Source organism: Mesorhizobium sp. M0496 (genome assembly GCF_040321205.1).
Lineage (GTDB): Bacteria > Pseudomonadota > Alphaproteobacteria > Rhizobiales > Rhizobiaceae > Mesorhizobium.
Genome location: NZ_JAMYRC010000009.1, coordinates 120,286 through 141,408, shown reverse-complemented (window position 1 = coordinate 141,408; position 21,123 = coordinate 120,286). Strand labels below are relative to the sequence as shown.

At 61.5% G+C, this 21,123-nt stretch carries 19 protein-coding genes, 1 tRNA gene and 3 pseudogenes; 11 read left to right on the top strand and 12 right to left on the bottom strand.

Annotation, left to right across the window (positions count from 1 at the left end):
- The first annotated feature begins 43 nt into the window (after window positions 1-43).
- Window positions 44-502, top strand: coding sequence for a phasin (locus NKI73_RS11605; RefSeq protein ID WP_109670216.1), 459 nt, complete (start codon window positions 44-46; stop codon window positions 500-502).
- A gap of 379 nt (window positions 503-881) precedes the next feature.
- Window positions 882-958, top strand: a tRNA-His gene (locus NKI73_RS11600).
- Window positions 959-1,045: 87 nt separating this feature from the next.
- Here NKI73_RS11600 and NKI73_RS11595 read toward each other — a convergent pair.
- From NKI73_RS11595 to NKI73_RS11580, 4 genes and pseudogenes are all read right to left on the bottom strand, one after another.
- Entirely contained in the window at window positions 1,046-1,723 is a 678-nt protein-coding gene (locus NKI73_RS11595; RefSeq protein WP_352629617.1) for a hypothetical protein, read from the bottom strand.
- A gap of 61 nt (window positions 1,724-1,784) precedes the next feature.
- A pseudogene (locus NKI73_RS11590) lies at window positions 1,785-1,895 on the bottom strand (transposase); the annotation flags it as partial.
- A 129-nt stretch (window positions 1,896-2,024) separates the two neighbouring features.
- Window positions 2,025-2,840 (bottom strand): oxidoreductase, encoded by an 816-nt coding sequence (locus tag NKI73_RS11585; protein WP_352629616.1) that lies wholly within the window; start codon window positions 2,838-2,840, stop codon window positions 2,025-2,027.
- Window positions 2,841-2,910: 70 nt separating this feature from the next.
- Window positions 2,911-3,522 (bottom strand): TetR/AcrR family transcriptional regulator, encoded by a 612-nt coding sequence (locus NKI73_RS11580; RefSeq protein ID WP_352629672.1) that lies wholly within the window; start codon window positions 3,520-3,522, stop codon window positions 2,911-2,913.
- Window positions 3,523-3,608: 86 nt separating this feature from the next.
- On the opposite strand from NKI73_RS11580, the gene NKI73_RS11575 reads away from it, so the two are divergent.
- Both NKI73_RS11575 and NKI73_RS11570 read left to right on the top strand, forming a co-directional pair.
- On the top strand, window positions 3,609-4,715 hold the full coding sequence (locus tag NKI73_RS11575; protein WP_352629613.1) for an efflux RND transporter periplasmic adaptor subunit: 1,107 nt from the start codon (window positions 3,609-3,611) through the stop codon (window positions 4,713-4,715).
- Between the two features lie 2 nt (window positions 4,716-4,717).
- Complete coding sequence (locus NKI73_RS11570; protein ID WP_352629612.1) at window positions 4,718-7,828, top strand: efflux RND transporter permease subunit; 3,111 nt, start codon at window positions 4,718-4,720, stop codon at window positions 7,826-7,828.
- A gap of 131 nt (window positions 7,829-7,959) precedes the next feature.
- Here the strand turns inward: NKI73_RS11570 and NKI73_RS11565 are convergent, their stop codons facing one another.
- The 3 genes from NKI73_RS11565 to NKI73_RS11555 are packed head-to-tail and all read right to left on the bottom strand — an operon-like array spanning window position 7,960 to window position 11,518.
- Entirely contained in the window at window positions 7,960-8,784 is an 825-nt protein-coding gene (locus NKI73_RS11565) for an alpha/beta hydrolase (protein WP_352629610.1), read from the bottom strand.
- A gap of 10 nt (window positions 8,785-8,794) precedes the next feature.
- On the bottom strand, window positions 8,795-10,276 hold the full coding sequence (locus NKI73_RS11560; RefSeq protein ID WP_352629608.1) for an NAD-dependent succinate-semialdehyde dehydrogenase: 1,482 nt from the start codon (window positions 10,274-10,276) through the stop codon (window positions 8,795-8,797).
- A 15-nt stretch (window positions 10,277-10,291) separates the two neighbouring features.
- Window positions 10,292-11,518 (bottom strand): iron-containing alcohol dehydrogenase, encoded by a 1,227-nt coding sequence (locus tag NKI73_RS11555; protein WP_352629606.1) that lies wholly within the window; start codon window positions 11,516-11,518, stop codon window positions 10,292-10,294.
- Window positions 11,519-11,706: 188 nt separating this feature from the next.
- Between NKI73_RS11555 and NKI73_RS11550 the strand changes: the two genes are divergently transcribed.
- From NKI73_RS11550 to NKI73_RS11525, 6 genes and pseudogenes are all read left to right on the top strand, one after another.
- Window positions 11,707-12,408: a GntR family transcriptional regulator gene (locus tag NKI73_RS11550; RefSeq protein ID WP_352629603.1), complete on the top strand. Its 702-nt coding sequence runs from the start codon at window positions 11,707-11,709 to the stop codon at window positions 12,406-12,408.
- An 11-nt stretch (window positions 12,409-12,419) separates the two neighbouring features.
- A pseudogene (locus tag NKI73_RS11545) lies at window positions 12,420-12,623 on the top strand (ATP-binding cassette domain-containing protein); the annotation flags it as partial.
- Between the two features lie 82 nt (window positions 12,624-12,705).
- Window positions 12,706-13,299, top strand: coding sequence for a DJ-1/PfpI family protein (locus NKI73_RS11540; protein WP_352629601.1), 594 nt, complete (start codon window positions 12,706-12,708; stop codon window positions 13,297-13,299).
- Between the two features lie 47 nt (window positions 13,300-13,346).
- Window positions 13,347-13,825, top strand: a pseudogene (locus NKI73_RS11535) (zinc-binding dehydrogenase); the annotation flags it as partial.
- A 60-nt stretch (window positions 13,826-13,885) separates the two neighbouring features.
- Window positions 13,886-14,107: a hypothetical protein gene (locus NKI73_RS11530; RefSeq protein WP_352629599.1), complete on the top strand. Its 222-nt coding sequence runs from the start codon at window positions 13,886-13,888 to the stop codon at window positions 14,105-14,107.
- Window positions 14,100-14,399, top strand: coding sequence for a hypothetical protein (locus NKI73_RS11525; RefSeq protein WP_352629597.1), 300 nt, complete (start codon window positions 14,100-14,102; stop codon window positions 14,397-14,399). The genes NKI73_RS11530 and NKI73_RS11525 overlap by 8 nt, the downstream gene beginning before the upstream one ends.
- An 8-nt stretch (window positions 14,400-14,407) precedes the next feature.
- Here the strand turns inward: NKI73_RS11525 and NKI73_RS11520 are convergent, their stop codons facing one another.
- The 5 genes from NKI73_RS11520 to NKI73_RS11500 all read right to left on the bottom strand — a co-directional run bounded on the left by NKI73_RS11520 (window position 14,408) and on the right by NKI73_RS11500 (window position 19,975).
- On the bottom strand, window positions 14,408-15,328 hold the full coding sequence (locus NKI73_RS11520) for an ABC transporter permease (protein WP_352629595.1): 921 nt from the start codon (window positions 15,326-15,328) through the stop codon (window positions 14,408-14,410).
- Window positions 15,328-16,395, bottom strand: coding sequence for an ABC transporter permease (locus NKI73_RS11515; protein ID WP_352629593.1), 1,068 nt, complete (start codon window positions 16,393-16,395; stop codon window positions 15,328-15,330). Before NKI73_RS11515 ends, NKI73_RS11520 begins: the two co-directional genes overlap by 1 nt.
- Window positions 16,379-17,926, bottom strand: coding sequence for an ABC transporter ATP-binding protein (locus NKI73_RS11510; RefSeq protein ID WP_352629591.1), 1,548 nt, complete (start codon window positions 17,924-17,926; stop codon window positions 16,379-16,381). Before NKI73_RS11510 ends, NKI73_RS11515 begins: the two co-directional genes overlap by 17 nt.
- Window positions 17,927-18,026: 100 nt before the next feature.
- Window positions 18,027-19,121, bottom strand: coding sequence for a BMP family ABC transporter substrate-binding protein (locus NKI73_RS11505; RefSeq protein WP_352629589.1), 1,095 nt, complete (start codon window positions 19,119-19,121; stop codon window positions 18,027-18,029).
- Window positions 19,118-19,975 (bottom strand): GntR family transcriptional regulator, encoded by an 858-nt coding sequence (locus NKI73_RS11500; protein WP_352629587.1) that lies wholly within the window; start codon window positions 19,973-19,975, stop codon window positions 19,118-19,120. Before NKI73_RS11500 ends, NKI73_RS11505 begins: the two co-directional genes overlap by 4 nt.
- Window positions 19,976-20,224: 249 nt before the next feature.
- Here NKI73_RS11500 and NKI73_RS11495 point away from each other — a divergent pair, with 249 nt between their 5' ends.
- Window positions 20,225-21,085, top strand: coding sequence for an aromatic ring-hydroxylating dioxygenase subunit alpha (locus NKI73_RS11495; RefSeq protein ID WP_352629670.1), 861 nt, complete (start codon window positions 20,225-20,227; stop codon window positions 21,083-21,085).
- Window positions 21,086-21,123 lie beyond the last annotated feature (38 nt).

Genomic DNA, 21,123 nt, shown 5'->3' with positions numbered 1-21,123 from the left:
GACGGCTTTCTGTCAAAGCCGCTGCCGCTGAAAAGGATGGAAAATGTCCAGGACCAAGACCGCCGAGACGATCGAAAACGTTGAATTCCCGAGCTTCGACGCTTCCAAGGCCACCGACCAGATGCGCGCTTTCGCCGAAAAGGGCGTTGAGCAGTCGAAGGAAGCCTATGCCAAGCTGAAGACCGGCGCCGAGGAGACCCAGAAGGCTCTGGAGTCGACCTTCGAGACCGCCAAGACCGTTTCCAGCGACCTCTCGCTCAAGACCATTTCCGCTCTGCGTGCCAATGCCGAAGCCGGCTTCTCCCACCTCGAAGCGCTGATCGGCGCCAAGTCGCTGTCGGAAGTCGTCGAGCTGCAGACCGCGTTCCTGCGCAAGCGCGTCGAGACGACCGTCGAGCAGGCCAAGGACTTCCAGGCCGTCGCCTCCAAGGCAGCCGAGGACGTCTCCAAGCCGATCAAGACCGCCTTCGAGAAGGCGATGAAGGAAATCAAGGTTGCCTAACATTACGCATGATCTGAAGATGCAGCAAAAGGTCGCATTTTCTTAAAAAAGATCAGGTGTATGATGGTGGCCATCAAAGAATACCCGGCGGGTGGAACCTCCTCCCTCTGCCTCCCGGGGTGACCAGCCAGCACCTCCTCCCGCTGGCTCGTAACAGGAAAAGGCCGGCACCTCCTCCCGCCGGCCTTTTTCTTTGCTCGGCGCTGTTCTTGCCTTGTGCCCTCCTTTTGCCAGGCAAATGTCGCGCCGATGTGAGGAACTGATCTTTGCTTTCCAAAAGCCTTGAATTAGAATCCATAAGCCCGTAAGGACGCATCGCCGAAAGACAGAGCGGTCGAGTGGATGAGTTTTTCTGCTTCGATCCCGCTCAGGCAAATGTGCCGTTGTAGCTCAGATGGTTAGAGCGCCGGATTGTGGATCCGGAGGTCGCTGGTTCGATCCCAGCCAACGGTACCATCGGCTTCTCTCTTAAGCGATTGATTTTACATCACAAAATTCAAGCTGTCAGCTTCCAGGCTTGCTGTCGGAGCGTTCAGGCGTCAGCTAGAAGCGATAACGGACTCCAACAGTATTCGCGTTGGAACCCTCTCCCATATTTCCAAACGTGCCACCGGCGCCGGATCTGTGGTGGAGTTGATAGACAAGCTCCACGTTGGGAGCTTGTCTTAGCCTGAAGGAAAGCTCCGCGCCGATGAAACCAAGGAAAGAGGCGTCGCCGTCGTAATAGATTTCGCGTTCGCGTTCGATCCCGGTGGTGCCCGTAACGGCACTCAGACCGGCCGTCAGTGCGGGCGCAATCGCCAGATCGCCGATGACAAGGCCCTGGTGACGAACCCTAACCCCGGCCCAAACTTCTCCTGACGTGTCGTCGTCCTCGCCAAACCTTACGGCGGCCCCGGTCACACCGCCAAGAACGAAACCAGCGCCAATATCGGCAAAGTCGCGGCCGTAAGCAGCTCCGATAATGTAGTTGTTCGTATAGTCGGCGCCGAAGACGTTGATGGTATCCCCGAAGGACCCGGCCGCAAAAACGCCGCCAAAAAAATAGACGTCGTTCTTCGTCGGTTGACCGGCAGCGAAAGGATCTTCGGTTGCAAGATAGATGAAGGGAGAACTGTTGTCAGCGAGGGCGGAAGTGATGGAACCGGTCAGGATCAGTGCAGCCAAAGCCGCTCGCACCCCGCGCATGCACAAGCTCCGAATCAATCGCCAGTCGATCATCTTTCTTCCGGTATTTCACGGGAAGAAGCAAGTTCCCGCTCCAGGAGTTGGAAAAGGCTCTATCCCGTTGCTTGAGATAGCGGGTCGCCTCAAGCCAGTTCTCGCGGATATTCACTGCCAACGCCCGAACCAGCCGCAGGCAGCTCCGCGGGTTGGGGAAGATGCGAACGACCAGGATGCCGGGATCGACACGCCAATCTTAGGCTTCGGTCACTCCGCAGTCACCGCCCGGTTGCGAGTCACGATTTCGTCGTGGCTCAGCTTACCGCCGGCCGCCATGAATTCCCTGATAAGGCCGGCGTCAGGCCGGCAGCCCGAGCTGCTTTCGCAGGCTCTTGTCGAATGCGGACGCGGGGACGAAACGGCGCAGGAAACTGACCTGGCGCGCCATTTTTCCCGCCGCATAGCGTTTCTTCGGAGTGGGATCGATCGCAGCGGCCAAAACGGTCTCGGCTACCACTTCGGGCGCATCACCTTTTTCCATCGATTTCCGAACGGATATAGTCATGCCAGCGCGCGCGGAGTCATAGATATCAAGCAATTGATCGGGGGCGGCGAGATTGTCCTCGAATGACGTACGGGTATAGGCGGGCTCCACCAACGACACGCGAATGCCGAACGGGCGCAATTCGTGATCGAGCGATTCGGAATAACCCTCGATGGCATGTTTGGTCGACGAGTAAAGCGCGAAATAGGGGGCGGGGATAATCCCCTGTACCGAACTCAAATTAACGATTCTGCCCATCCCTTGGCGTCGCATTGTCGGCAACACCGCATTGGTCACGCGCAAAACGCCGAAGACGTTCACGTCAAACAGCGCCTGAGCCTGGGCGATTGAGGACTCCTCCGCGCCGCCAAACAGACCCATTCCGGCATTGTTGACAAGCAGGTCGATGCGCCCGGCCTCGGCCAGTACCTTCTCGACCATCTTCACGACGGACTCATCATCGGTCACGTCACAAGCCAGCATGGTAATGCCACCAGAGCTTTCGGCGGCTTCGCGACGACTGGTACCGAATACGCGATAGCCCGCCCTTAGCAAGGCATCGGCGGTAGCGCGGCCGATGCCGGAAGATGCCCCTGTCACAAGGGCGACGCCAGGATTGGTCTTGTTCATGGAAATTATGTCTTTCTTTGTGTTGGACCGGAGTTGGAGAAGCATGGAAGGTCGGAGCGAAGAGCGTCAGTTATGAGCGCCGCTGGCGCTCGCGTCGGGCCTCCGGGACGGCGACTGTTTCGCGAACCTGATCGGCCGCCGCATCCAGAAATGCCTGAGCGAGGTCGGGGTCGTTGACGACCCGCGAGAGCAGTACCGCGCCGACCATTGTCGAGAGAACAGCCATTGCCTTGTCGCCGGCCTTCTCACTGTCGCCCTCGCCAACCCAACTGCCGAGCATCTCAAGGTACTCCTTGATCCCGGCCTCGAATGACGCCCTCACCTCGGGGCCCTGCCTGGCGGCATCCGAGCCGAGCGCAACGACCGGGCAGCCGTCCATCTTTTCCCCGCGATGATCCATACTGAGGTAGAATGAGATCACCCCGTCGAGCGGGTTCCCAGGATTTGCCGCGGTCGCGGCCGACCACCTGTGGGTGGCGCTTTCCATCGCCCGCCTGGATGCCTGCGCCGCCAGATCGTCCTTCGACTCGAATTGCTTGTAAAAGGCGCCTTGGGTCAGCCCGGCCCCCTTCATCAGATCCTTGAGGCCGATGCCGTCAAAGCCGCGCTCGCGAAAAAGGCGACTTGCCACATCGATCACGGTTTGCCGGTTTTGCTCTGCCTGACTGCGACTTACGCGCATCATCAGTCTCCTTTTTTAGATTGCATTCGTAATCAATAGCAGATATAGAGTTCGAACGCAATCTATTTCGGCATGAGGCGATGGGCATGAAAAAGCGACTTGTCATTGGGCTGGGCAGCATCCTGGCTGCTGGGTTAGGGGTGGCCGCATTCGTCACGCTGCCCGTTCGCACGCAGGCAGCCGCAGTGGCGGATCCGAGGCAGGAAGCGCCGATCGTCAGATTGGTGACGGCGGCGCCAGTGGCTGGATCCGAACGCGGCTTCACGGGCACGATTGCCGCGCGGGTGCAGAGCAATCTTGGTTTTCGCGTACCCGGCAAGATCATCGAGCGCTTGGTGAACGTCGGTGAACGGGTCAAGGCGGGCCAACCGCTTCTGCGTATCGACGACACCGATCTGGCTCTCGCGCTCACCGCCAAGCGCAATGCGGTTGCCGCGGCACGCGCTGTGCTGGTTCAGGCGAGCGCTGACGAAAAGCGCTATGCCGTTCTGGTCAAGAAGGAATTAGCAGCAACTCCGCAGCGCTACGAGCAGGCGAAGGCCGCGTTGGATACCGCGACCGCACAACTCGCCGCCGCCGAAGCGGAAGCGAAAGTCGCGGAAAACGAAGCGGCGTATTCCGTCCTGGTGGCGGACACGGATGGAACTGTGGTCGAAACCATCGGCGAGCCGGGACAGGTCGTCTCCGCCGGTCAGACAGTGGTTCGGATCGCCCAGGCCGGCCCTCGTGAAGCGGTGGTCGCGCTTCCCGAAACGATCCGGCCGGCGATCGGTTCTGTGGCCGAGGCCGCCGTTTATGCAGCCGATGGGCGCCATACCGCGCATCTGCGGCAGTTGTCGGATGCCGCCGATCCCCAGACCCGTACCTATGAGGCCCGCTACGTGCTCGACGGGGAGGCCGCGGCAGCACCGCTTGGCGCGACCGTCACTATCCGGATCACAAGCCAGGCGAGCCGGCCGGAAGTCCAGGTACCGCTCGGAGCCGTGCTCGATGATGGCGGCAAGACCGGCGTTTGGGCCCTGGATCGCGCCACGTCGACCGTACACTTCCGACCCGTCGGCCTTGTTCGTGTGACAAGCGAAAGCGCCGTGGTCTCCGGGCTGAACATGGGAGATCCGGTCGTTTCGCTCGGCGCTCATCTCCTGCAGGAGGGCGCTCGCGTCAGGACTGCCTCCGAAAGCGGGAGCAACTGACGATGAACCTCAATCTTTCAGCGATCGCCGTTCGCGAACGCGCCGTCACCCTGTTCTTCATCCTCCTGCTCGTGGCGGCTGGCGCCTACGCGTTCCTTATGCTCGGGCGGGCGGAGGATCCCAACTTCACCATCAAGACCCTGACGGTCACGACGGCATGGCCGGGCGCGACGGCCCGCGAGATGCAGGACCTTGTCGCCGAGCCGTTGGAGAAGCGGCTTCAGGAGCTCACCTGGTACGATCGGGTCGAGACGACCACGCGGCCGGGATACGCCTATATGACGGTCACGCTGAAGGACAGCACGCCGCCATCCGCCGTGCAGGAAGAATTTTACCAGGCCCGCAAGAAGCTCGGGGATGAAGCCCGCAACCTGCCGCCCGGCGTCTACGGGCCCTTCGTCAACGACGAATATTCCGATGTGAGCTTCGCCCTTTATGCGCTGAAGGCAAAAGGCATGCCGATGCGTGAGCTGGCCAGGCAGGCCGAGACCATTCGCCAGGATCTTCTGCACGTGCCTGGCGTCAAGAAGATCAACATCCTCGGTGAACGTCCGGAGCAGATATTCGTCGAGTTTTCCTATGCCAAGCTGGCAACCCTCGGCGTGTCCGCACAAGATATCGTTGCGGCCCTGCAAAGGCAGAACACCGTCACGCCGGCGGGCTCGATCGATACTCAGGGGCCGCAGGTCTTCATCAGGCTCAACGGCGCTTATGACGGTGTCCAGGCTATCGCCGACACGCCGATCGTTGCCGGGGGGCGGACGCTGAAGCTTTCCGACGTTGCCGAGGTTCGCCGCGGCTACGAGGACCCTCCCACCTATCTCATCCGACGCCAGGGCGAGCCCACCATCATGCTCGCGGCCGTTATGCAGGAAGGTTGGGACGGTCGCGCGCTCGGCAAGGCGCTGGAGGACAGGACGGCGGCCATCGCACGGACATTGCCGCTTGGGATAACGCTCGACAAGGTGTCCGACCAGGCCGTCAACATCACCTCGGCGGTCGACGAGTTCATGTTGAAATTCGCGATGGCGCTCGGTGTCGTGCTGCTGATCAGCCTGCTCAGCATGGGCTGGCGCGTCGGCATCGTCGTGGCGGCCGCCGTCCCGCTGACGCTTGCCGCCGTGTTCCTCATCATGCTGGAGACCGGCCGGTTCTTCGATCGCATCACGCTCGGCGCCCTCATCCTGGCGCTCGGTCTTCTCGTGGACGACGCCATCATCGCCATCGAAGTGATGGTGGTGAAGATGGAAGAGGGCATGGATCGCATCAAAGCGGCGGCCTATGCCTGGAGCCATACCGCGGCGCCGATGCTGTCGGGAACGCTCGTGACGATCGCTGGGTTCCTGCCCGTGGGCTTCGCACGCTCGACGGCCGGCGAGTACGCCGGCAACATCTTCTGGGTCGTGGGGTTTGCCCTCATCGTCTCCTGGATTGTCGCCGTGGTCTTCACGCCCTACCTTGGCGTCAAGATGCTGCCCGCGATCAAACCGGTCGAAGGCGGCGTTCACGCCATATACGATACACCGAACTATCGGCGCCTTCGCCGGCTCATCATCTTTGCCGTGCGCCACAAGTTCGTGACCTGCGGTGTCGTCGCCATCGTTTTCGCGCTTTCGGTTGTCGGCATGGGCAGCCTGAAACAGCAATTCTTCCCGACATCCGACCGCCCCGAAGTGCTGGTCGAGGTTCGTCTGCCGGAAGGCACCAGCATCGAGACCACGACCGCCACAGTGGAGAAGCTCGAGCATTGGCTGGACGGCCAGCCCGAAGCCAAGATCGTGACGAGCTACGTCGGTCAGGGCGCTCCGCGTTTCTTCTTCGCGATGGCCCCGGAACTGCCTGATCCTGCCTTCGCCAAGATCGTCGTTCTGACACCGGACGCGGAGGCGCGCGAGGCGCTGAAGCACCGGCTCCGGGAGGCGGTATCGCAGGGGCTCGCGCCGGAAGCCAATGTCCGCGTCACGCAGCTAGTGTTCGGACCCTATACGCCGTTCCCTGTCGAGTTCCGGGTCACGGGGACTGATGCCACGCAACTCTATAGCATCTCCGAGAAGGCCATCGAGATCATGCGGGGCGTCCCGGACGTGCGCCAGGCCAACCGCGACTGGGGCAACCGCACGCCCGTACTGCGCTTCATCCCTGACCAGGATCGGCTGAACCTCATTGGGCTGTCGCCTGCGGAGGTGGCCCAGCAGCTGCAGTTCCTGCTCACCGGCATTCCCGTCACGCAGGTCCGCGAGGACATTCGCAATGTCCCGATCGTGGCGCGCAGCGCTGGGGCTGAGCGGCTGGACCCGGCGCGTCTGGCGGATTTCTCGCTGATGAGCCGGGACGGCCGCCAGATTCCGCTCGACCAGATCGGTCATTCGGAAGTCCGTCTTGAAGAGCCGATCCTGAAGCGTCGCGATCGTCTGCCGGTCATCACAGTCCGCTCGGATATCAATGAGGCAACGCAGCCTCCAGAGGTCTCCAAGCAGATCATGACGGCCCTGCAGCCGCTGATCGCTTCCCTTCCGGCCGGCTATCGCATCGAAATGGGTGGATCAATCGAGGAGGCGACCAAGGCCAACACTGCTTTGGGCAAGATCTTCCCGGCCATGATCGCCGCCATGCTGATCGTCATCATGCTGCAGGTACGATCCTTCTCGACGATGTTCATGGTCGTGCTGACGGCACCGCTTGGCCTCGTTGGGGTCGTGCCGATGTTGCTCACCTTCAACCAGCCTTTCGGGTTCAACGCCATTCTGGGCCTCATAGGACTGGCCGGCATCCTGATGCGCAATACGCTGATCCTGACGGAACAGATCAAGGAGAACCGTGCTGCCGGTCTTGACGACTATCACGCCGTCATTGAGGCCACTGTGCAACGCACGAGGCCCGTCATCCTGACCGCTCTCGCCGCCGTGCTGGCCTTCATCCCCCTCACGCACTCCGTGTTTTGGGGATCGATGGCTTACACGCTGATCGGCGGAACGGCGGCCGGCACGGTTTTGATCCTGCTCTTCCTCCCAGCTCTGTACACCGCGTGGTTCCGCATCAAGCCGACTGCGGATGAGATCCATGAGGTCTCGACGGAGGAGCCGGACCTGCGACTAGCTATGGCTGCGGAGTAGAGGCCTGGTGTCGGACGAGATGGAGTCGAATTCTCGTCCGCCGGATTTGTCCGCGACAGAGGGAGGATCGGGGGCGTTAAAGCACCCCGAGTGCGATGTTCAGGTAGCGCTGTGCCAGTGGCCCTCTCACGCTAGCCGCGCGTACGTCCTATCATCTCCATCAGGCAATCGCCGCCCTGCGTGCCGGCGACGCCGAGGTCCCGTACACTGTTCATATGGTTTCGGTGTTTTAGGCACAGGTCGTGAACTGCCAAACCCTGCTGTCGCAATCGCAGGCTGAAATCGGCCGCTTGCTGGTGAAAAGGCGGCGTTTCTTCTTCTCCGACGAGAATAGTCACCGCCGTCTTTGGGTCGTGCCGCCGCATCATTGGGGTGAAGGCAGCCGTCTCCTCATCGGTGATCCCGATTAGTGGCTCGAGGAAGCATGTCTGAAGGGGCTTCAGGTCGTAAAGACCACCCAACAGCAGAGCTTCACGGATGCATGATGGCATTGGCGTCTTTTCGAACAGGAACGTGGCCAGGTGCGCGCCCGCCGAATGACCGCTTACGCTTAGCCGGCCTGGGTCGCCGCCATGGTCGACGATATTGTCCAGCACCCATTGTTTGGCACGCTGGACCTGCTCGACGATTGTCGCCATCCTGAACTCGGGCATCAGCGCATAATCGACGATGACCGCGATCGCACCGGCTTTGGTGATTGTGTTCGCCACATAGGAATAGTCGCTCCTTGAAAACATGCGCCAATAGCCGCCGTGGATGAACATATGAACCGGAAGATTCTTGCGCTCTCCCGGCGGAAAGAACAGGTCGAGCCTCTCGGCTGTGCCGTTGCCATAGGCGACATTAGCCACCATGGGCAGTGTTGCGCGCGTCGCTGCGCTGCGGGCGACGATGTTGGTCACGATGTCATCGAAGTCGGCGACGTGGTCGCGGGTGCGGAAGGCGTCTTTCTGCATGGATGCCCGATCAGAAGGTAACGGCAATATATTTCGCCTCCATGAATTCAGCGATGCCGTGGTGCTGGCCGCCCTCGCGGCCAAGGCCGCTTTGCTTGACGCCGCCGAAGGGCGCCGCTGGATCAGACATCAGTCCCCGGTTGAGGCCTATCATGCCGGCCTCGATTCCCGACGCTATCCGCATGCCACGCCCCACGTCGCGCGTATAAATGTACGCGGCAAGGCCATATTCCGTGTCATTGGCATGCGCCACAGCCTCCTCCTCGGTCTCGAACCTGGTGATCGGAGCTACCGGCCCGAAGATCTCCTCACGCGCCATGTCAGCTTCCAACGATACCTCCGACAGCACCGTCGGAGGATAGAAAAAGCCTTCCCCTTCTGAAATCGAGCCGCCGCAAAGCACCTTGGCTCCCCGACCCACCGCGTCCTTGACCAGGCGGTCGATCTTGTCGACCGCCTTTTTCGTGATCATCGGTCCGCATTCGGTATCGGCATTTGTGCCCGCTCCCACCTTGAGCGCCGCCATGCGTTTGGAAAGGCCGTCGGCGAACGCGTCATGGATGCCCGACTGCACATAGAGGCGGTTGGCGGCAGTGCACGCCTCGCCGGCATTGCGCATCTTTGCGATCATGGCGCCGTCGAGCGCGGCAGCGAGATCAGCATCGTCGAAGACAATGAAAGGTGCATTGCCGCCGAGTTCCATTGAACAGGAGATCACATGCTTGGCGGCCTCGCCGAGCAAGGTTCGGCCAACACCGGTCGAGCCGGTGAACGAAAGCTTCCTGACGCGCGGATCGGCCAGCATGGCCGATGTCAGTGGACCGGGGCTGGTCGTGGTGAGCACATTGACGACGCCGGCCGGCACGCCGGCTTCGCTGTACAGCGCGGCGAGCGCATAGGCCGTCAGCGGCGTTTCGCTGGCGGGCTTCAGAATGACCGTACAGCCCGCCGCCAGCGCCGGCGCGATCTTTCGTGTCGCCATCGCGGCCGGAAAATTCCACGGCGTGATGAGTACGCAGATGCCGATCGGCTCATAGTCGACCACGATGCGGTTGGTGCCTGCCGGCGCGGTCCCGAACTCACCGGTGATACGAACCGCTTCTTCCGCGTTCCAGCGGAAAAATTCTGCGGCGTACGCCACCTCGCCGCGCGCGTCGCGCAGGGCCTTGCCGTTCTCCAGCGAGATCAGCATGGCCAGTGTGTCAGAGCGTTCGACCATGAGTTCGAAACAGCGCCTGAGGATTTCCGAACGCTTGCGTGGTGGCGTCTCCCGCCATCCTTTGGACGCCTTGGCCGCGGCCTGGACGGCAGCAGTGGCATCCTCGATCGTCGCATCGGGAACCGCCGCGATCTTCGCCCCGGAGGAGGGGTCGACGACATCGATGAGCCGGCCATCGGAGGACGGCCGCCATCTCCCGTCGATGTAAAGCCCATGCGAAAAGCCGCGCACGTCGTAGCCGTCCTGATCGAGCTGATGAGCATTCGAATTCATAGTCTTGTTCCGTTGTTACATAGCGCAGGCGGCGAGGTCGCCGTCATGAGCTGCCTGGACAAGGCGTCGCATGGCGGAGAGATCGAAGGGGCGCGGGTTGTTCTTGATCAGGCGGTCGATGCCGAGCGCCTGCTCGGCGGTCCAGTCGAGCTTGTCGGCGGGAAGGCCGAGATCGGCCAGTGTTGGCGTGATGCCGATCGCCGTGAACAGCTGCCGGATTTGCTCGATGGTGGCGTCCGCCATCTCCTCAGCGCTTCGCCCCTTGGCCTCAAGGCCAAGCGCTCCACCGATCTCGGCCATTTCAGTGGCAGCCACACGCCTGTTATAGGTCATAACGTAGGGCATCATGGTTGCCACACCCAACCCGTGCGCGGTGTGCGTAAGCGCGCCGGCCGGATACTGCACGGCATGCGCCGCCGCCGTACCCGCGGTACCGAATGCACACCCTGCCGCCAACGCGCCCATCATCACATCGGCGCGCGCATCGGCGTCAGTGCCGTCCGTGCAGGCTCTCTGCAGACTGCGCCCCAGCAGCTTTATGGCCAGCAGCGCGAAATGATCGGTCAGCGCGGTCTTGCCTATGAACACGTGTTTTTGCGGCATGTCGGGGTCCGCGTCGCGCCGCATGGCGGTGAAAGCCTCGATTGCGTGTGTCAATGCATCGGCGCCGGCGATCGCGGTCAGCCCTGGTGGACAGGTCATCGTCAGTTCGGGGTCGCACAAGGCAACCGCAGCGATCAGATGCGGGCTCGATATGCCGACCTTGAGCGTCCGGTCAGGATCGGAGATCACCGCGACCGGAGTCACTTCGGAGCCGGTGCCCGCGGTGGTGGGCACAGCGATCAGCGGCAGCGTCGGGCCAGGAACCTGGAACTCACCGTAATAGTCCTGGAGGTTGCCGCCGTGACTGAGCAGCAAGGCGGCGCATTTGGCGAAATCGAGGCAGCTGCCGCCGCCGATGCCGATCACCATCTCGGGCCGGAACCCCTTCGCCTCGTCGACGCAGATGCTGACTGTGTCACGCGGCACGTCGGGAAGGACGCGGTCATGCACCAGCACCTCGATCGAGGCAGCCTGGAGCGATTTGACGATCTCCGCGAACACCGCGGTGCCGGCGAAACGCTCGTCGGTACAGACCAGCGCGCGCCGGCCGAACCTGCTGGCGACTGTCTGCAGCACATGACGCTGGCCTTTGCCGAAAAGGATTTCACGCGGAAGCCGGAGGGCGGCGAAGAGGCTCATGATGATCTTTTGTCCTTTGACGGCGGCTCAACTGGAAAGGCTATCGCGACGGATCCACCATCTGTCCGCAAAGGCGCCTGGCGCCATGTGACGGCTTAAAATTATATCCGCTTTAAAATCGTATATGATATAGGATTGCATCTACCGGAGCATCGTGTTAGCAGTCCTCACTGTCAAGAGGCAAAAAGATGCAGACCGCCGACTTAACCGAAACGACCGAAACGACCGCCGCCGGCGGTCGCATCCAGCGCTCCAACAGCCTGGTCGAGGATGTCTACGAAGCGATCTTCGCGCAGCTGATGGCGCTGAAGATCGCGCCAGGTTCCCGCATTACCGTCGATAGCCTGGTCAAGGAATTCAACGTCTCGCACACGCCGATACGCGAGGCGCTCGGCCGCCTCGAAGGCGAAGGCCTGGTACTCAAGACGCATCTCATTGGTTACCGCGCGGCACCCCAGATTACCCGGCGCCGTTTCGACGAATTGTATGAGATGCGCCTTCTGCTTGAGCCGCATGCCGCGGCGAAAGCTGCCGCTGCCATGGACGAAGCGAAGCTCAACACTTTGCTGGAAGCGGCCGGCGTGATGTCACGGCGCGAAGGCAAGGACGATCGCCTCCGCTATTCGAATTTCGCCCGGCAGGACGCGATCTTCCACGACAAGATCATGGAGTTTTCCGAAAACGAACTCATTCGCGAGACGTTGAGTCACCAGCACATCCACTTCCATATCTTCCGCTTGATGTACCATGCCCGCGTGACCGAGGAGGCGCTCGACGAACACGAGGCGATCCTCGCCGCGTTCGGCTCGGCCGATCCCGACGCCGCCCAAAAGGCGATGCGCGTCCACATCGAGCATTCGCGCGATCGCTTGCTTCCGGCATTCGATTGAGGCCGGAACCGATGTCCATTGCCGCCAATATCGCTGGAGAGGGAGGAAGCACGCTGCCCTCTGGTGACGCGCCGGGCACCGTCGAACCAGTTCTGCGCGCCGAGCACCTATCGAAACAATACGGCCCGGTGACGGTGCTGTCGGACATAGTGCTCGACGTCCTGCCCGGTGAGGTCCACGCCATCATCGGCGAGAACGGGGCGGGCAAGTCGACACCATTCTGAGCCGATCCGACTTCACAGCAGGGCAGGGCGCGATCTGCGCCTTGCCTGGCCCAAAACACTGAGAGGAAGAGCCATGCCAGGCAAAAAGATACTGATGTTGACCGGTGAGTTCACCGAAGAATACGAGATCTTCGTCTACCAGCAAGCGATGGAAGCCGTCGGTCACACTATCCATGTGGTCTGCCCAGACAAGAACGCTGGGGACCTGATCAAGACTTCGCTGCATGACTTCGAGGGCGACCAAACCTATACCGAAAAGCTCGGCCACTACGCGCTGATCAACAAGACGTTTTCCGACGCTGAGAAGCAGCTCGACCAATACCACGCAGTCTATTGCGCGGGCGGCCGTGGCCCTGAGTATATCCGCACCGACAAGCGCGTGCAGGCGATCGTGCGCCATTTCCACGACGCCAAGAAGCCGATCTTCACGATCTGCCATGGCGTCCAGATTTTGATCGCGGTCGACGGCGTCGTTCGCGGCAAGAAGGTAGCAGCACTCGCGGCTTGCGAGCCGGAGGTGACCCTTGCCGGCGGCACTTACATCGATCTGTCTCCCACCGATGCCTATGTGGATGGGACGATGGTTTCGGCCAAGGGATGGACGGCACTTGCTGCGTTCATCCGCGAATGTTTGAAGGTGCTGGGAACGGAAATCCGCCACACGTAGGCTTTTGGCGCCGACGCATTTCTGAGGAGATGCGTCGGCTCCCACACATAGCGCGCCACAACGTGACCATCATGGACATCGACGCGGAGCGGCTGGCCTTTGCCGCCACGCAATTGGGCTTCCTGGTGATCGACGGCTCGAAGGGATCGATCGTCGAAACGATAGCGGAGGAACCGCCAAAACAGGTTTCGATGTCGTCTTCGACGCAACGGGAAACAGCCGTTCGATGCAGTCCGCCTTTGCCTATGTCGCCCATGGCGGCGTCATGGTGATGGTCAGCGTCGTGCAGGACAACATAAGCTTCTCCGATCCGGAGTTTCACAAGCGGGAAATGATGCTGATCGGCAGTCGCAATGCGACGCATGGCGATTTCCAGCACGTTATTGCCTCGATCTGTGCGGGAAAAATACCAATTGATCAACTCGTCACCCACCGCACGACCCTGCGTGACAGCCCCCGTGACATCTGGGCGCAGCAGAAGTCCGGTCTGATCAAGGCTGTTATCGACGTGGCGGCACCTTGTTGACTTCCGCTGTCATGACATCTCGCGGCAGGCGGATCGCCTTATTTTTGGCCGGGCTGTCGAATGCGCAGCGCCTCGACCTATCGCAACGCTGGCGGCAACGGCGCCTGGCTGGTCGACAATGGCTTCTTCGGCGCTCTGGAAAGCGGCACCATCTATATGCGGCTGAAGAGCGGCACGCCTGCTGGTCTGGTGTCGGCGATGGAAGGGCTGGTGCTGCTGTTCTTTCTCAGTGCCGCGGTCGCGACGCGCCTTCAGATCGTGAGGAGGGAAGTCCATGCTTGAGCTGCTGCAGGGACCGCTGCTGATCAGCCTGCTGGCAGCGATGGTCCGCATTGCGACACCGCTGCTGTTTTCGGCGATGGGCGAACTCGTCACGCAGCGCGGGCATTTGGAACATCGCTGTCGAGGGCACCATGCTGATCGGTGCGGTGGTTGCCTACATGGTCGTGGGGATACCCCTCCCCATCAGATATTCCTCGTGCTACCCTATGTGGCATCCCTGGTGCTGCTGGCCGGGTTGCGATCGCGCACGCATCAGCCGGTGGCGCTCGGCATACCCTACAACAGAGAATAGTTCCTGGTTCAGCTCGCCGGGCGGAAGGGCTTTGCAAGCGAGGCCGGGAAATGCAGCGCGAGCATCTGGCGGTTTCGCGAAATGAGGACCAGCACGATGATGGTGGCCAGATAGGGCAGGGCCGACAGCAGTTCCGACGGCACTTCCAGCCCGAGCGCCTGTCCTTGCAGCTGCAGGATCGTCATGCCGCCGAACAGCCAGGCGCCAAGCAGAATGCGCAGCGGCCGCCATGTGGCGAAAACCACCAGCGCCAGCGCGATCCAACCCTTGCCGGCGGTCATGTTCTCGACCCACAGCGGTGTGTAGGCGACCGACAAATAGGCGCCCGCCAGTCCGGCCATCAGTCCGCCGAACAGGACGGCCATGTAGCGGATCTTGATCACCGGATAGCCGATCGCATGCGACGTCTGCGGTGACTCGCCGATCGTGCGCAAGATAAGCCCCGCCTTGGTCCGGTAGAGAAACCAGCTGATCGCGGCGAACATCAGCAAGGCCAGGTAGACCATCGGGTCGAAGCGGAACAGCATCGACCCCAGGAAAGGTATATCCGACAGATAGGGGATGTCGACGCCGTGCAGCGCTTCGATCGGGGAACTGCCAAAACCGCGTCCGAGAAAGGCCGAAACACCTGACCCGAAGATCGCCAACGCCAGACCGGCGGCGTATTGATTGGTCAGGAAGGTCAGCGCCAGAACGCCGAACAGCAGCGATGCGGCAGCACCGGCCAGCGCGCCGGCCATGATCGCGACAGGCATGGAAAAGCCCGCGGTGACAGCCCAGAACGCAAGTGCTGCCCCCATCAGCATCATGCCTTCGATGCCGAGATTGAGAACGCCTGACTTTTCGACCACGAGTTCGCCGAGGGCGGCGAAGATCAGGGGCGTCGCGGCAATGACGGTGCCGGTGAAGATGGCAATGAACAGATCCATCAGGCTTTCTCCCGGACCAGGCGAACGCGGTAGAAGATGAAGAAGTCGGCGGCGAGCAGGAAGAACAGCAGGATGCCCTGGAAAATCCGCGTCAGCGCCGAAGGCAGGCCAAGCGTCATCTGCACGCCTTCTCCGCCAAGGAAAAGCAGCGACATCAGCAACCCGCCGAGCACGATGCCAAAGGCGTTCAGCCGTCCGATGAAGGCGACAATGATGGCCGCGAAACCATAACCCGGCGATATCTGTGGCGAGAGCTGGCCGAGCGGTCCGGCAGCTTCCGCCATGCCGGCGATGCCGGCTGCTGCCCCGCCGGCCAGCAGGCCGATCCAGATCGCCGCCGACTCGCGGAACCCGGCATACCGCGCGGCCAGTGGTGCCGCGCCGCTCACCGACATCTTGTAGCCGAGGAAGCTGCGGTCGGTGAACAGCCACATCGCGATGACGGCGACGACGGTGATGAAGACCGAGGAATTGAGCCGGTATGCCGGATCAAAGGACTGGAGCATCGCGGCAGCCGGCAGGAGGGCAGTCTGCGGGTAGTTGAAACCGGCCGGATCGCGCCACGGCCCATGCACGAGATAGGACAGGAACAGCGTGGCGATGTAGGTCATCATCAGCGTGACGAGGATTTCGTTGGTGTTCATGCGGGCACGCAGGAAGGCCGGAATGGCCGCCCATGCCATGCCGGCGCCCATGCCGGCCAGGAACATCAGGGGCAACAGCAGCACGCTCTCCGGATTTGGCCAGAACAGCCCGACGCCGCTGGCGGCAATCGCACCCATCGTGAACTGGCCCTCTGCGCCGATGTTCCAGACATTGGCGCGAAAGCCGACCGCCAGCCCGCAAGCGATCAGGATCAGCGGCGAGGCCTTGAGCAGCCATTCCGACAGCCCGTTCATCGAACTGAGCGGCTCGACAAAGAACGCATGGAGCGTGGCGAGCGGGTCATGTCCGAGATAGGCGAAGAAAACCGAGCCGACGACGACCGTCAGTATCGTCGCCAGGATCGGTGCGGCAATGCGCATCGGCGCGGATGGCTCCGGCCTTTGTTCAATCCTGAAGTGCAATATCGCCACTCCCGTTTGCCGATGTCGGCTCGTTCATGGTCCGGCCGGTCATCAGAAGTCCGATCTCCTCGCGGTCGGTTGTCGTGCGGATGAGTGGCGATGACACTTTTCCCTTGCAGATCACCAGCAGCCGGTCACAGATCTCGAACAACTCGTCGAGCTCTTCGGAGACGACAAGAACCGCTGCCCCGGCACGGCTGAGATCGATGATGGTCTGCCGGATGAAGGCGGATGCGCCGACGTCGACACCCCAGGTCGGCTGAGACACCAGGAACAGCTTTGGCTTGAGCGCGATCTCGCGTCCGACGATGAACTTTTGCAGGTTGCCGCCCGACAGGCTTTGCGCGGTCGACTGCGCTCCATTGGCCTTGACCTTGAACCTGTCGATGATGCCGGCGGCGAAAGCCTTGGCCTTGCGGCGATCGACCAGTCCGTTGCGCACCGTGCCGAAGCGATGCGCGGTCAGCACGGCGTTCTCCCACAGCGTGTGCGACGGCACAGCACCGCGTCCGAGCCTTTCTTCGGGAACAAAGGCGACGCCGAGCTTGCGGCGTTCGTGGGCACGCAGGCGGGCGGCGTCGGTGCCGCAAATCCTGATCGCGTCGCCGCGGTCATGGGTACGTTCGCCGCTGAGCAAGGCGATCAGCTCGGCCTGGCCGTTTCCGGAAACGCCGGCAATGCCGACGATTTCCCCGCCATGCACATTGAACGACACATCCTTCAGGTCGACGCCGAAATGGTCTCGGGCCGAGACTGAAAGGTTGTTGACCGCGAGCACCGGCTTGTCGCTCGGGCTTGGCGGACTGACATGCATTTCAGGCAGCTTGGAGCCGACCATCATGCGGGCAAGCTCCAGCGATGTCGTCTCCTTCGGGCGGGCGGTGCCGGTGACCTTGCCGTTGCGCAGCACGGTGGCGGTGTCGCAGAGCTCCTGCACTTCGTCGAGCTTGTGGCTGATATAGACGATGCTGCAGCCTTCGGCGGCGAGCTGCCGCAGCGTCTCGAACAGCTTGACCACTGCCTGCGGCGTCAGCACGGAAGTCGGCTCGTCGAGGATCAGGAGTTTCGGCGCCTGCAGCAGGCAGCGCACGATCTCCACACGCTGGCGCTCGCCAACCGACAAGTCGTGCACCTGGCGATACGGATCGATAGGCATGCCGTAGCGCATGGAGAGGTCGCGGATCTTTTCGGCAAGCGTCGGCAGATGGAACGTGCTGCTTGTCGACAAGGCAATATTCTCGACCACCGACACGGATTCGAACAGCGCAAAATGCTGGTAGACCATCTCGATGCCGAGAGCGCGGGATACCGCCGGATTGTGAGCGACGATCGGATTGCCATCGCTATGGATTTCCCCGGAGTCGGCCTGCGCCGCGCCGTAGATGATCTTCATCAGGGTGGATTTGCCTGCGCCATTCTCGCCCAAGACAGCGTGGATTTCGCCGGGTTGGATAGACAATGAAACGTCGTCATTGGCGACGACGCCTGGATAGCGCTTGCAGATGTTGCGCAGTTCTAAACGCGGATGCATGGCGGGTCCTGCCGTGGCGTGAAGCGGGGTTGGACTAGGCGCAAGCTGGCAGACGCCGAAGCATTCCAGCTTCGGCGCCGGATGGCTTTTTGAGCGACGATCAGCTCAGCTTGCCGATCATCCCCTTCACGAACCAGTTCATGCCGCGAATGTCGTCGTCGGCCAGAACCGAACCGGCGGCAACCTTGACGTTGCCGTCCTGGTCTTTCAGCTCGCCGGCATAGGGATGAACCTTGCCGCTGCCGATATCGGCCTCGAGCTGTTTGAGCTTGGCCTTGGTGTCGGCCGGAATGCCGTCATTGTAGGGCGCCATTTTCACGACGCCTGCCGCCAGTCCGTCCCAACGCACTTCCGGCTTCCAGGTGCCCGCGGCAACGGCCTTGGCGGCGCCAACATAGTCGCTCGTCCAGTCGAGCACGAATGCCGTCAATTGCTTGCCGGAACCGAATTTCGCCATGTCGCTGGCATAGCCGATCGACCAGGCGCCGCCTTCGCCGGCGACCTGGACACCGGTGGCCGTGTCCGTCATCGAGCAGATGACGTCGCAGCCTTGTGAAAGCAGGGTTTTGGCGGCCTCCTTTTCCTTGCCCGGATCAAACCAGGAGTTGAGGAAGATGGTGTTGCAGGTGGCGTTCGGGTTGACGCTTTGCGCACCGAGCAGCAGCGCATTGGCCGGCCCGACGATGTCGGGGATCGGGAAGCCGCCGATGAAGCCGATCTTGCCTGATTTCGACATGTAGCCGCCGGCAGCGCCGGCGACGAAAGTACCCTCGTAGTATTTGGCTTCGAAGGTGCCGAGATTGGCAAGGTGGACGATGCCGGAGCAATGTTCGAATGCCACTTTGGGGAACCGTGGCGCCACTTTCTGCATGGGCGTTCCGTGTGAAAAGCTGGTGCCGAAGATCAGCTTGTTGCCGGCGCTCGCCAGTTCGCGAAAAATGCGCTCGGCGTCCTGCGGCATGAAGATGTTGTCGATGACGGTCAGCTCGACCTTGTCGCCGAATGCGGCCTTGATGGCTTCGACACCGAGGCTGTGCTGCTTGGTCCAGCCGATTTCAGCCACTGGCGAGACATAGACGGCGCCGATTTTCAGCACCTCCTGCGCTTGTGCGATCGTGCTTAGGCCTCCTGCGCCAAGTGCTGCGCCCAGCGCGCTGCCGTATTTCAGGAAATCCCGTCTTGTTACGTCGTTCATGATGGTAACCCTCTGTTGGTTTTTTTGGTTGATGCCCGGCTTGTGGATGCCGGATCTGTTTTTGGAAGATGAACATGGAGATGCGCTGCGGCTCCGAGATGCGTTGCGGCGTCGCCATTCCCGGGCGACTTCGCCATCCTTCTGAGCGGAACCGCTGTTGTCGCCGCATCGGCCGTGCCGTCGAGATAGGGGGCAAGGGCCTCGGCCGGTGTCATTTCCGGAAACACCTCACGGTCCATGATGTAGCCGCGCACCACCGTGCGGTGGTGTGTGTCGATGAGATCCATGGCCTGCTTCAAGCGGCCTTTTTCCAGCAGGTCAACGACCCGCGAGTGATCGTCGAGCAGATTGCAATAGTCGAAATCGGCGGTAATGAGCGAGCGCAGCAGCGTCGTGCGGCGCACGAGTTGCGCATGGATTTCCTGCATCACCTTGTTGCGGCTGAGGCGCACGAACACCGTGTGGAACTCCTGGCCGAGCACGTCGGCCAGGGCATCATTGCCGGCGGCCACGGCCTGTCGCTGCCGTTCGACATGGTGGCGCAGTTCGGCCCAGCCGGCCGGGCCCAGCCGATCGCTGAGCTGTGCTGCCACGCCCTGTTCGACAAGCGTCAGGGCGTCATAGATTTCCATCGCCTCCTGCATGCTCGGCTTGGCGACGAAAGCACCGCGATTGCGCTCGATCTGGGCCAGTCCGTCATCGGCGAGGCGTATCAAAGCCTGGCGGACCACGATGCGGCTGACGTCGAATATTTCAGCAAGTTCGCGTTCACCGAGCTTGCAGCCGGGGACGAGACGATGATCAATGATGGCGCGCGTCAGCGTGTCGGCGATTGACTGGGAACGGCTGCTCACGAGACGGCGCTCCGCGCTGATTTCCACGCGTCTTTCGCAATGTCACTGCCGATGATCGGCGTCATTCCAGCGCCCCATATCCCAGGTTGCGGTGTGCCATATATGGGATGCAATCCTTTCAGTCTGTCAACCAAAAAACATTCATTGGCTACAAAAAATGCATTGATTGATATCCAATCTTGTGTTTGCAATGGTGGCGCTGACCAAGCCGGGTTCGATGTGAAGAGCCGGCCAGGGAGGACGATTGCGATGACCAGCCCTTGCAGCGACGGGGTTCTCTTGAACGACTGGCATATTGTTGCGGATTGCTCGATGCTGTCCGCTGGTGCTCCGTTCACCACACGGCTTTTGGGGGTCGCTCTCTCGATCACCTGCAAGGGACGCTACAACAAGGAGATCGTCCGCCAGGACACCGGCGAACAGGTCAATTCTGCCGAGCGCTACGGCTTCGTCTGGGCATGTCTTGGCAAGCCCTGGCGGGACATCATTTACATTCCGGAATCGAACGAGTCGGACCGGCATCTGGTCAGCGGCGGCTCGATCGCGGTCAAGGTGTCGGGTCTGCGCGCCGTCGAGAATTTTCTCGACATGGGGCACTTCCCCTTCGTGCACACAGGCCTGCTGGGTGACGAGCCACACACCGAAGTGGTGCCCTACAGGGTCGAGATCACCGACAAGGACGAGGTGCTGGCGACCGAATGCAAATTCTATCAACCGCTGGCCTCGCCGACCGCAAAGGAAGGCTTTGTCGTCGACTACATCTATAAGGTGATCCGGCCGTATACGGTGGCCCTCTACAAGAGCAATCCTGTGAAGAAGGACCGGCTCGACGTCATCACCCTGTTCGTGCAGCCGGTCGATGAGGAGAACTGCGTCGCTCATCCCTTCCTTTGCTACCTTGTGGACGGCATCGACGCGGCAACGGTGCGCAGCTTCATGCAGCTGATTTTCGCCCAGGACAAGCCGATCCTGGAAAACCAGGTGCCACGACGGTTGCCGTTGGATCCGAGGGCTGAAACACCGATCCGCGCCGACGCCGTCTCTGTTTCCTACCGGCGCTGGTTGCGGGATCAGGCAATAACTTACGGCGCCATTCCGGCCCAGGCCTGATGGGATCGATGCCGGCCTGGCTCCTTCGAGGGACATGA

What these genes read in the sequence shown, in the direction of transcription:
- NKI73_RS11605 (WP_109670216.1), top strand. Translation starts at nt 44, where the DNA reads ATGTCCAGGACCAAGACCGCCGAGACGATCGAAAACGTTGAATTCCCG.
- NKI73_RS11595 (WP_352629617.1), bottom strand. Translation starts at nt 1,723, where the DNA reads ATGATCGACTGGCGATTGATTCGGAGCTTGTGCATGCGCGGGGTGCGA.
- NKI73_RS11585 (WP_352629616.1), bottom strand. Translation starts at nt 2,840, where the DNA reads ATGAACAAGACCAATCCTGGCGTCGCCCTTGTGACAGGGGCATCTTCC.
- NKI73_RS11580 (WP_352629672.1), bottom strand. Translation starts at nt 3,522, where the DNA reads ATGCGCGTAAGTCGCAGTCAGGCAGAGCAAAACCGGCAAACCGTGATC.
- NKI73_RS11575 (WP_352629613.1), top strand. Translation starts at nt 3,609, where the DNA reads ATGAAAAAGCGACTTGTCATTGGGCTGGGCAGCATCCTGGCTGCTGGG.
- NKI73_RS11570 (WP_352629612.1), top strand. Translation starts at nt 4,718, where the DNA reads ATGAACCTCAATCTTTCAGCGATCGCCGTTCGCGAACGCGCCGTCACC.
- NKI73_RS11565 (WP_352629610.1), bottom strand. Translation starts at nt 8,784, where the DNA reads ATGCAGAAAGACGCCTTCCGCACCCGCGACCACGTCGCCGACTTCGAT.
- NKI73_RS11560 (WP_352629608.1), bottom strand. Translation starts at nt 10,276, where the DNA reads ATGAATTCGAATGCTCATCAGCTCGATCAGGACGGCTACGACGTGCGC.
- NKI73_RS11555 (WP_352629606.1), bottom strand. Translation starts at nt 11,518, where the DNA reads ATGAGCCTCTTCGCCGCCCTCCGGCTTCCGCGTGAAATCCTTTTCGGC.
- NKI73_RS11550 (WP_352629603.1), top strand. Translation starts at nt 11,707, where the DNA reads ATGCAGACCGCCGACTTAACCGAAACGACCGAAACGACCGCCGCCGGC.
- NKI73_RS11540 (WP_352629601.1), top strand. Translation starts at nt 12,706, where the DNA reads ATGCCAGGCAAAAAGATACTGATGTTGACCGGTGAGTTCACCGAAGAA.
- NKI73_RS11530 (WP_352629599.1), top strand. Translation starts at nt 13,886, where the DNA reads ATGCGCAGCGCCTCGACCTATCGCAACGCTGGCGGCAACGGCGCCTGG.
- NKI73_RS11525 (WP_352629597.1), top strand. Translation starts at nt 14,100, where the DNA reads ATGCTTGAGCTGCTGCAGGGACCGCTGCTGATCAGCCTGCTGGCAGCG.
- NKI73_RS11520 (WP_352629595.1), bottom strand. Translation starts at nt 15,328, where the DNA reads ATGGATCTGTTCATTGCCATCTTCACCGGCACCGTCATTGCCGCGACG.
- NKI73_RS11510 (WP_352629591.1), bottom strand. Translation starts at nt 17,926, where the DNA reads ATGCATCCGCGTTTAGAACTGCGCAACATCTGCAAGCGCTATCCAGGC.
- NKI73_RS11505 (WP_352629589.1), bottom strand. Translation starts at nt 19,121, where the DNA reads ATGAACGACGTAACAAGACGGGATTTCCTGAAATACGGCAGCGCGCTG.
- NKI73_RS11495 (WP_352629670.1), top strand. Translation starts at nt 20,225, where the DNA reads ATGACCAGCCCTTGCAGCGACGGGGTTCTCTTGAACGACTGGCATATT.